This is a genomic window from Haladaptatus sp. W1, assembly GCF_001723155.1.
In the GTDB taxonomy this organism is placed as follows: Archaea; Halobacteriota; Halobacteria; order Halobacteriales; family Haladaptataceae; genus Haladaptatus; species Haladaptatus paucihalophilus.
The window spans coordinates 1-8921 of sequence record NZ_MEIH01000040.1 but is presented as its reverse complement, the minus strand read 5'-3'; the positions used below and the strand labels follow the sequence as shown (position 1 = coordinate 8921).

The 8921-nt window shown below is 64.0% G+C and carries 11 protein-coding genes and 1 tRNA gene; 3 read left to right on the top strand and 9 right to left on the bottom strand.

What is annotated here, in order from left to right; translation table 11 throughout:
* From BG842_RS02405 to BG842_RS02385, 5 genes are all read right to left on the bottom strand, one after another.
* A partial coding sequence (locus BG842_RS02405; RefSeq protein WP_069449540.1) for an SDR family NAD(P)-dependent oxidoreductase occupies window positions 1-547 on the bottom strand: 547 nt, incomplete at its 3' end.
* 69 nt (window positions 548-616) lie between these two features.
* The gene (locus tag BG842_RS02400; protein WP_069449539.1) at window positions 617-1339 is read right to left on the bottom strand and encodes a hypothetical protein; all 723 of its coding nucleotides are present in this window, start codon (window positions 1337-1339) and stop codon (window positions 617-619) included.
* Window positions 1340-1437: 98 nt separating this feature from the next.
* A tRNA-Pro gene (locus tag BG842_RS02395) sits at window positions 1438-1510 on the bottom strand.
* 50 nt (window positions 1511-1560) lie between these two features.
* Window positions 1561-2157, bottom strand: a complete 597-nt coding sequence (gene trmY, locus BG842_RS02390; RefSeq protein ID WP_069449538.1) for a tRNA (pseudouridine(54)-N(1))-methyltransferase TrmY — start codon at window positions 2155-2157, stop codon at window positions 1561-1563.
* Between the two features lie 76 nt (window positions 2158-2233).
* Window positions 2234-3142, bottom strand: coding sequence for a glycosyltransferase family 2 protein (locus BG842_RS02385; protein WP_256388494.1), 909 nt, complete (start codon window positions 3140-3142; stop codon window positions 2234-2236).
* A 240-nt stretch (window positions 3143-3382) separates the two neighbouring features.
* On the opposite strand from BG842_RS02385, the gene BG842_RS02380 reads away from it, so the two are divergent.
* The 3 genes from BG842_RS02380 (at window position 3383) to rnhB (ending at window position 5803) form a co-directional block, all read left to right on the top strand.
* Window positions 3383-4678: a tRNA pseudouridine(54/55) synthase Pus10 gene (locus tag BG842_RS02380; protein ID WP_069449536.1), complete on the top strand. Its 1296-nt coding sequence runs from the start codon at window positions 3383-3385 to the stop codon at window positions 4676-4678.
* A gap of 162 nt (window positions 4679-4840) precedes the next feature.
* On the top strand, window positions 4841-5050 hold the full coding sequence (locus BG842_RS02375) for a hypothetical protein (RefSeq protein WP_069449535.1): 210 nt from the start codon (window positions 4841-4843) through the stop codon (window positions 5048-5050).
* Window positions 5051-5164: 114 nt separating this feature from the next.
* Window positions 5165-5803: a ribonuclease HII gene (gene rnhB / locus BG842_RS02370; RefSeq protein WP_083252407.1), complete on the top strand. Its 639-nt coding sequence runs from the start codon at window positions 5165-5167 to the stop codon at window positions 5801-5803.
* A 1-nt stretch (window position 5804) separates the two neighbouring features.
* Here rnhB and BG842_RS02365 read toward each other — a convergent pair whose 3' ends face one another.
* The 4 genes from BG842_RS02365 to BG842_RS02350 all read right to left on the bottom strand — a co-directional run.
* Entirely contained in the window at window positions 5805-6998 is a 1194-nt protein-coding gene (locus tag BG842_RS02365) for an ATP-grasp domain-containing protein (protein WP_069449534.1), read from the bottom strand.
* A complete protein-coding gene (locus tag BG842_RS02360) occupies window positions 6995-7567 on the bottom strand; it encodes a protein tyrosine phosphatase (RefSeq protein ID WP_069449533.1) in 573 nt (190 codons plus the stop codon). Before BG842_RS02360 ends, BG842_RS02365 begins: the two co-directional genes overlap by 4 nt.
* A gap of 141 nt (window positions 7568-7708) precedes the next feature.
* Window positions 7709-8485, bottom strand: a complete 777-nt coding sequence (locus tag BG842_RS02355) for a hypothetical protein (protein WP_069449532.1) — start codon at window positions 8483-8485, stop codon at window positions 7709-7711.
* Between the two features lie 194 nt (window positions 8486-8679).
* A partial coding sequence (locus BG842_RS02350) for an MMPL family transporter (protein ID WP_175424062.1) occupies window positions 8680-8921 on the bottom strand: 242 nt, incomplete at its 5' end.

The following is an 8921-nucleotide window of genomic DNA, read 5'->3' as shown; positions in this document are numbered from 1 at the left end:
AGCTGTCCACGAAGCCGGGGAGCACCGCGTTCATGCGGATACCGTCCGCGGCGTAGCGGTCGGCGTACAGTTTCGTGAAACTGCCGAGTCCGGCGCGGAGGACGGAAGAGACCGGGAACTCGTGGCTCGGTTCGAACGCCGAGAAGGTGGAGATGTTGACGATGGAACCCTGCCCTCGCTCCTGCATGACCGGCGTGACGAGCCTCGCGGTTCGAACCGCGTTCAGGAGCACGAGGTCGAGTCCGGCGTGCCACTCCTCGTCGGAGATGTCGAGCAGGTCGCCCGTCGCGGGGTGGCCGGTGTTGTTCACGAGCGCGTCGATGCGTCCGTATCGCTCCGTCGCCGCCTCGACCAGCGCGGCGAGGTCGTCGGTGTCCGTCACGGAGCCTTCGAACCCGACGCCGCCGAGGTCCTCGGCGACGTCGACCGCGGCACCGGATTTCGAGAGCAGGACGGGCGTGTAGCCGTCGTCGGCGAGTCGTCGTGCGCACGCTTCGCCGATGCCGCGCCCGGCGGCGGTCACGATTGCCACTTTTTCGGAGGTCATAGTCGATACTCACCGGCGACGGATTTGTGCGTTGGGGAAGCGGTTTAAAAAGAAGCGTTGCGAGAACCGTTAGAGGGAGACGTTCGAGAGGTCGGCTTCCAGTTCGTCCACGTAGTCGTTGAACGCCTCGACGAACCCGCGGAAGTCGTCGGCGAGTTCGCGCACGTCGGGTGCTGACGGCGGTTCGTACTGCGAGACGAGATACGTGCCGCCCTGTCCGCCGACGCGGAGGTAGGACGCCCTGCTCTCCTCGCGTTTCAGCTCCCAGCGCTTGCCGTTGACCCTGGCCGTGAACGTGCCGTAATCGACCCCATCGTAGCGGTGCAGTTCGCCCGCCATCACGTCCGACACCTCCCGAATCCGGCCGACGACGCGGTTTCGCTCGGAGACGACGGTATCGGTCGATTCGACCGCCGGGAAGTCCGTCGATACGTCGTCCAGAACGCCCTCCTTCGATTCGACGTGTGCGTTGTACGCCGCGACGAACGCGTCGTAATCCCGCATCGCCGCCGCGAGGTCGTCCGAGTCCGGCGGTTGCTTGGCGGAGACGACGTACGTCTCGCCGCCCGCCTTCCCCTCGAAGCGAAGGTACTGGATGTTCCCGGCCTCGTACTTGAGCGTCCACCCCCCGGCGTTCGTGTTGAACGTCTCCTGTCCGTAATCACCGCCCTGCAACAGCGCGAGTTCGCGCGCGATGGTCCCCGCGTGGTCCGTGACCGCCGCGACAACTTCGTCCCGCTTCCCGGCGATGTCCTCGGTTTCGGCGACCTCGAAGTCGATTCCCTCGGTCATGTTGGTAGGGTTAGGGATGGAGCAGGGTTAACCGTGGTGACTCGGTTGCGCAAAATCGAGAGCATCCGCTCGACGGTTTGAGAATGCGGGAAAGGTAGTGGGCCGGCGCGAATTCGAATCGCGGTTACGGCCACCCGAAGGCCGAAGGATACCAGGCTACCCCACCGGCCCGCGATTGAAAGATGGAGACACCTCCCTTTAACGGTTGCGAAACGGGGGCGTCAATACTCGGTGTAGCCGCCCGTATCGAGGTAGTTGTGAGCAACCGTCATCGCGTGGTTGCCGTGGAGGAGCGCCGGGCCGAGTCGAACCCGCTCGTCGGACGCCTCGGCCAGCAGGTCGGCCTCCTCGTCCGTGAAGTCGCCGTGGTCGGAGAGGACGAACAGCGGGTCTTCCGGTGGTTCGAGGTCCACCACGGGGGTTCCGTCCTCGTGGAGTTCGACCACGGTCGCCCGCCGACTCGCCTCGTCGAGGATAGTCTCAAAGTCGCGCTTCGAGACGAAGACGCCGGGCGTGCTTTCGGCCTCCATGTGGCCGATGGCTTCGGATTTCGCCTCCAGTGCTTTGCGGATGAGCGCCGCGGTGCTTCGCTCGTCCGGGTTGAGACGGCGGAGTTCGCTCCCCTCGAACCGAATCGTCAGTTCGTCCTGCATGACCAGAAAGAGGCGCACGTCGCTTCGGAAATTGTGCGAGAGGAAGAAGGCGCTGTTGACGCACCGACAGAGGGCGTCGAGTCGCCCCGCCGCACCCGCCAAGTCGTCCAGCGAGAAGTCGGGTGTCGTCGGCGCGTCGTGACCGAGAACGATGAACTGTCGCATACTCCCACTCGTTTCGGGGTGCGTAAGTCGCTTCTGAACGTCGGCGGACGAAATCGCGCGTTTGGTGAAAGTAACCTTATTCGCCTTCGCCGAAGTGCTCGTAGGCCCAGCCGCCCGTGGCGCTGAGGCGTTTCATGTACGCGATGAAAAAGAGGAGGATGACGTCGCTCCACGAGAGCGACGCGACGTCGGTGACGTTCTTGTAGAATCGAATCGGATGGGGCGGAAGGTAGTTTCGCGGGTTGAGAACGCTCGGCTTCTGTACCCGACTGGGGTGATAGCGCTGCATCTGCGCTCGGCCGCGGCCGTGACGGAAGTGCTTTTTCAGGAGCGCGGGGAGCGACGAACGGGCGGGGTGATACATCGTTATCGCGGGCTGGTAGTGCTGGTCGAACCCGGCGTCGTACACCCGGTTGCCGAACTCCTGGTCCTCGCCGGAGAACAGTCGGTCGTCGAAGTTCCCCACCTCGTCGAACACCTCGCTACGGACGAAGAGACAACCGGTTCCCGAGAAGTGCTGTTCCTCGATGTACTTCTGGATGGGAAAGCCGAATATCTGGTTGTACGTCGCGGTGAGGGTGTCCTTGTCCTCTTCGACGTATATCTCGACGTTACACCCCATGTAGCTCCAGTCGTTGGATTTCATCGACTGAACCGCGTGTTCGAGCCACGTCTCCTCGACGGTCATGTCGGCGTCGATGAACCCCAGAATCGTGCCGTTCGCCTCGGCGACCCCCTTGTTCCGGGCGGCGGCGGGACCCTGTATCTCGTCCTCGACCAACAGCCGAACGCGGTCGGGATACTCCTCGCAGTAGGTTCCGATGACGTCCCGCGTCTCGTCGGTCGAACCGTTGTCCACGGCCAACACTTCGTAGTCCGTCTCCGGATACGTCTGGTCGAGAACGGAGTCGAGAGTCATCCGAATGCCCCGTGGGTCGTTGTAGACAGGAATGATAACGGAGACAGACGGCGGCTCGGAAGGCATATCGTCACACTGCGTCACCACGCATATAGCCCCTTCGATTCCTCGTACTCCGAACGTACACGCCTTGACAAATGTGTTTGCAACACTCTTGCCCTTGAGAGAACGTTCATCGTGATGGATTTATATCAGTCTAGAAGTATTGGCGGGGTGTGACACGACGACGGGTTCGGGTTCGAGACGTCCGGTATCCGCCCGCTCGAATCGGAAACCGGTTTACCGCGTGACTCCCACGGGTGAGACATGGACGTACTTTCGGCGGCGCGGCGGGTCATCGCGGAGGACCCGGTGTGCGACGCCTGTCTGGGTCGGCAGTTCGCGGACCGGAGTTTCGGGTTGACGAACGACGAACGGGGGCGCTCCCTCCGGGTCACGGTCGCCTTGGCGGACGACGAGGATTTCGAGGCCCCCGACGAGGAGTGTTGGGTCTGTGAGGGCCTCACCGACGAGTACGACGACTACGCCGAACAGGTCGCCGAGGCGCTTTCGGACGTCGGATTCGAGACGTACCAAGTCGGTACGCGGGCACCGCCGCTGGTCGAGGAGAACGAGCGCCTGCTCCGCGAGTTGGCCGAACTTCCCGAGGACACGGGCGAACTCTTCAAGTCGGAGTTCAACCGCGAGGTCGGCAAACGCGTCGGACGGCTCACCGACACGGAAGTCGATTTCAAGCGACCGGACGTGCTCGCGCTGCTCAACCTCGAACGCGGCGACGTGGACGTGCAGGTGAACCCGGCGTTCGTCTTCGGGCGCTACCGCAAACTGGAGCGGGACATCCCCCAGACGAAGTGGCCCTGCCGGGAGTGCGGCGGGTCGGGCAAGCAACTCGCCGAGGGCGGCGGCGAGGAGCCGTGTGACTACTGCGGCGGCAGCGGCTTCCTCTACGACGAGAGCGTCGAACAGCTCACGACGCCGCCGGTCCTCGACGCGATGGAAGGGACGGAAGCCATCTTCCACGGCGCTGGCCGGGAGGACGTGGACGCGCTGATGCTCGGGACGGGTCGCCCGTTCGCCATCGAGGTGAAAAAACCGCGGCGACGGAACCCGGACACGGACGAACTCGAACGCGAAATCAACGAGTTCGCGGACGGAAAGGCCGAAGTCGAGGGGCTTCGCCTCGCCACGCACGACATGGTGGAGCGCGTGAAGGAACTCGACGCCAGCAAGACCTACCGCGCGCAGGTCGAGTTCGACGACCCCGTTACGGAGTCGGCCCTCGCGGAGACGATGGCGGAACTCGACGGCGCGACCGTGGAACAGTTCACCCCGAACCGGGTGGACCACCGCCGCGCCAGCCTCACCCGCGTCCGCGAGGTGTACGACATCGACGGCCATCTCGACGACGAGCGCCACGGCGAAGTCGAGATTCACGGACAGGGCGGCCTGTACATCAAGGAACTCGTCAGCGGCGACGAGGGACGAACCGAACCGAGTTTGGCCGGTCTGCTCGGCGTCGGCGCGAACGTGACCGCGCTGGACGTCGTTGCGGTGGAAGGCGAGGACGAACCCTTCGACCACGACGATTTCTTGCTGGAGTAACGCCGTACGTCTGCGATTCCGGCGACCGAATTTTTCATCCGCGACCCACCAAACCAATAGAATTAACTCGTCCAAGACATATCCCTCGGACGAAGCAGACGGGGTTCCGCCGAAAGGCCAGTGTTAGGGCACTGACCTCGTGTGCTTCGACTGCATCGAAGCATGTCCGACAACGAACCTTCTTCGGAAAAGCGTATCGCCATCAAACAGGTCGGCCTCCGGTTCCGCGGCATCGACGCCGACGACGTTGACAAGGAGCTTCTCGGCTCGATTCACGCCGTGCTCGACGAGCAGGAACTGCCCGTGAGCAGCATCTCCGTCGAACCGCGAAAGCCGTTCGTTCCGCGACAGTCGGGACCGCATCGGCCCTGAACGGGAGCCGAACCGCATTTTTTGTCGCTCGTTCCGCACCGTCGGCGCGGCCGTTTCACGACGTTCCGACCCCGAGTAGTAACGACCATGTGACCCGACGACGAGCATCCGAGCGTGTTCGGGGTAGACGAAGCGGGACGCGGGCCGGTGTTGGGGTCGATGTTCGCCGCGGCGGTGGCCATCGACGACCCCGACGACCTGCCGGACGGCATCGACGACTCGAAGAACCTCTCGCCGGAGCGCCGGGAAGAGTTGGCCGCGGCGCTCCGGGCAGACGAGGCCGTCGCGGTCGGCGTCGCGGAAATCACGACGACGCGAATCGACGACCCGGAGACGGACATGAACACGCTGACCGTCGCGGCCCACGGGGAGGCCATCTCCCGAATCGTCTCCGGCGGCGAGCGGGGCATCGTGGACGCCTGTGACACGAGCGAATCGCGGTTCGCACGGCGGGTCGCGGCGGCAGTCAGTCCCGAGATTACGGTCGAGGCGGAGCACGGGGCGGACGAAACCCACGCCATCGTCGGCGCGGCGAGCATCGTCGCCAAGGTCGAGCGGGACGCCCACGTCGCCCGACTTGCCGAACAACACGGCGGGGTCGGCAGCGGCTATCCGAGCGACCCAAACACCCGCGAGTTCCTCCGCGAGTACGTCGAAGCGCACGGCGAACTCCCGGCGTGTGCCCGTGCGTCGTGGCAGACCAGCAAGGACGCGCTGGCCGCCCGCGAGCAGGCGGGGCTCGACCAGTTCTGACCTATTTTCCGAGGGCCGTCGACACCGCCCGTCGCAACGGTTTCGCTCCCGACGGCGCGAACTCCGAGACGAGGTTCGAAACGTCGCGCCGGAACGGGTCCGGGTCGTCCGTCGAGAGGTAGTCGAAGTTGGGGTCGGTGAGCAGCGAGCGAAGGACGCGAGCGACTTCCAGCGGGACCGACGGGCGCTCGACGTGTTCGTAGTCGTCGCGGAGGAGGCTGACGAGGTAGACGAGTTCTCCCCGGAGGATGTGACTGCCCGTGCCGACCGTGTAGCCGTAGTCGGGGTTTCGAACGCCGTTCGCCAGTTGGTAGTAACGGTACGGGAAGTCCACGCCCGCGTGCACCGCGAGTTGGAGTGACCCCCAGAAGCGCGGATTCACTTCGAGCAGTTTGAACCGCTGGTCGCGCGGGTCGCGCCGGAACTCGACCATGGCCGGGCCGTGCCAGTCGAGCGCCGACAGGAGCCGGACGCCGTGCTCGCGGAGCTTCTGCTTCGACACGGATTCGCGGAAGACGCTCGCCCCGCCGGAGTAGGTGTAGCTTCGAATCCGCCGGTGCTGGAACGTGACGACCGGTTCGCCGTGGTCGAACAGGGCGAAAAAGCCGTACTCGGTCCCGTCCGGGATGCACTCCTGTGCGATGGGGACGTGTCCCATCTCGTCGGCGATGCGGTCCGCGTCGGGTTCCTCGGAGAGGAAGCGCACGCCGGGGTACGCGGTTTTGCCGTCCTCCACGCACACCGTGTAGCGGGATTTGACGACCGTCTCGTCGTCCCAGTCGTCCCACTCCGTGAGCAGGGCCGTTTTCGGGGTGGGAACGCCGACTTCCTTCGCCCGTCGGAACAGCCGACTTCGGTCGCGGGCGGACGCCATCGTCTCGGCGTCGGGCCACGGCGTTGCGACGTGTTCGGCGAACGCCGCCCGGTTCTCGGAGAGGACGTAGCTCTCGGGTTCCCGGAGCGGGACGATGGTCTCCACGTCCGGGCGCTCGGCGAGCGAGAGCAGGCCGTCCCGGTAGCCGTCGAGGTCTTCGTTTGGCGCGGGGAGGGAGGCGCGCTCGGTGACGTATTTCGACGCGAACGAGGGGGAGTCGGGGGATTCGCCCGCCGCAATGACCGGAATCCGCTTGCGGCCGAGCGACCGGATGCACGCGAGGCTGCTGCCCGCCGCGATGGCCGGGACGACGACGCTCATTCGTCCTCCACCGCGAACAGGAACGCGTCCACCGCGTCCGTGACTTCGCCGTACACGCGGCGGAAGGTGTCCTCGTCGGCGTCGTACGGGTCCTCGATTTCGTACTCCGGGGACGCGTCGAACGACCTGACGAAACACGCCTTCCCCAGCGAATCGGGATGGTTTCGCTTCAGGTACCAGTAGTTCCACGCGTCCATCAGCAACACGAGGTCGCTCTCCCGGAGGAGGCCCTCGTCCACGCACTGCGAGCGATGGTCGGTCAAATCCACGCCGAACTCCGACGCGACGGTCACGGCGGCGTCGGGACTCGACCGCCCTTCCTTTTCGATGAACCCGGCGGAGCGAACGGCGGAACAGTCGTACTCCGTCTCCTGCAGGCGTTCTCGGAGATAGCGCTCGGCCATGGGGCTTCGGCAGATGTTTCCGAGACAGAGGAAGAGGACCGCGGGGTCGGGCGGAAGCGTTCGCACAGTGTCGGCCGTGTCCCTGGGTTGTGCGTCCGGCCGTAACCGTAGCCGCTCCATCTCCACGGCGAGCCGTCGTTTGCCGTGCTGGAGGTGTTCTAACATCGTCCCCGGTTCGACGCTCTTGCTGTTATAATTGAACCATCGTTTCGGGAGTAGACAGCACCTACAACGGGAACAGGACGCGATTACGACTAACGCGACGATAACTCGCACAAAAAAGACCGGCACTGACGACCGAGTTCGTCAGCAGAAGGAGTCACAGCCTTCGTGGATACAGCACCCGCTCGTCGTCGTGACGCAGTTTCCGGCCTTGTAGCCGGTGATAGAGCAGTCGAGGAGCTGACAACACTGGACTTCGGTCTGGTAACAGCCGCAGACACTGTTCTCCGTACAACCGCAGTCGTCCGATGGATTGTGGTTACAGTCGCCGTACCAGCTCGTATCGCAGTTTCGCTGGACGGTCACGCCATCGTCGTTCGTCGTGATGACCTTGGTCGGCTCGTCGTCGGCGTCGGGTTCGACCAGCGCGAAGCTGCGGTCAACGTGAGGTTCGACCATGATGCGCAGTCTGCGGTCCGAGAGGCGCTTGATAATCTGGACCTGCGCCGTCGCCGTCCCCTTGTGGTCGTAGGAGAGCACGATGACGCCGTTGTCGACCCTGCTGCTGTCTTGATGGGGAAGTACTTCGTCGATGCCGAGCGATTCCACGCTCGCATCCTCCAGCAGTCCGCGGTCCGAAAGCGCACGCAACAGCTCCCCACCGGTCGCTCGAACCGCCTTGCGGGCGACTGCCGGTGATTCGTGTTCCTTTGCGATCGAATTGAGCCGCTCCTTGGTCGGCGTCAGGTCGGGCTCCGCCGACGTGACGTTCGAAATCAGCGGCAGGACAGCGAGCGATGCGGCGAGTCCCCCCGATGAACGGAGGAATCCACGTCGCTTCGTCTCCGTCTCGCGCGCCGATTCGTGAACGTCTCGGAGCACATCGCTTCGTCTGATATCGTCGTCGGAATCTCGTTGCATCGCAACTCCAGATGGATACTGCACCGATATAAATTCATAGCCTAGATATTTTTATTTTAGTATTTTTCTAGTTATTATATATTCCGAGTTGTATCAACCGCTCGCCGACGTAGCGCTCGATTCTAGCGAAGGTACCGTCCAGAAATCCCGGATGAGTTCGAAGAAAGAATAGCGACCGATTCGATAGCCGACGGTTATTTGTCCGTCAGCAGGTAGCGGAGGATGTCACCGTAGGCCGGTCGGGTGACTAGTACACCGATGAGCACGCCGAGGATGGTGATGATGGCGAACCCTTGCAGGTCGCCGAGTCCGAGCACCGCCAACGGACTCATGGCGATGATGGTCGTCGCGGCGGCGGCCCCGATGACCCAGAACGCCTTGCGGAAGCGCGACTGGAAGACGCGCGAGGAGTTGACGTCCCCTTCGCTCATCACCT

Coding starts and splice junctions, on each gene's coding strand:
- BG842_RS02385 (WP_256388494.1), bottom strand. CDS start 3,142: ATGCCTTCCGAGCCGCCGTCTGTCTCCGTTATCATTCCTGTCTACAAC.
- BG842_RS02375 (WP_069449535.1), top strand. CDS start 4,841: ATGTCCGACAACGAACCTTCTTCGGAAAAGCGTATCGCCATCAAACAG.
- trmY (WP_069449538.1), bottom strand. CDS start 2,157: ATGCGACAGTTCATCGTTCTCGGTCACGACGCGCCGACGACACCCGAC.
- BG842_RS02380 (WP_069449536.1), top strand. CDS start 3,383: ATGGACGTACTTTCGGCGGCGCGGCGGGTCATCGCGGAGGACCCGGTG.
- BG842_RS02355 (WP_069449532.1), bottom strand. CDS start 8,485: ATGCAACGAGATTCCGACGACGATATCAGACGAAGCGATGTGCTCCGA.
- BG842_RS02360 (WP_069449533.1), bottom strand. CDS start 7,567: ATGTTAGAACACCTCCAGCACGGCAAACGACGGCTCGCCGTGGAGATG.
- BG842_RS02365 (WP_069449534.1), bottom strand. CDS start 6,998: ATGAGCGTCGTCGTCCCGGCCATCGCGGCGGGCAGCAGCCTCGCGTGC.
- BG842_RS02400 (WP_069449539.1), bottom strand. CDS start 1,339: ATGACCGAGGGAATCGACTTCGAGGTCGCCGAAACCGAGGACATCGCC.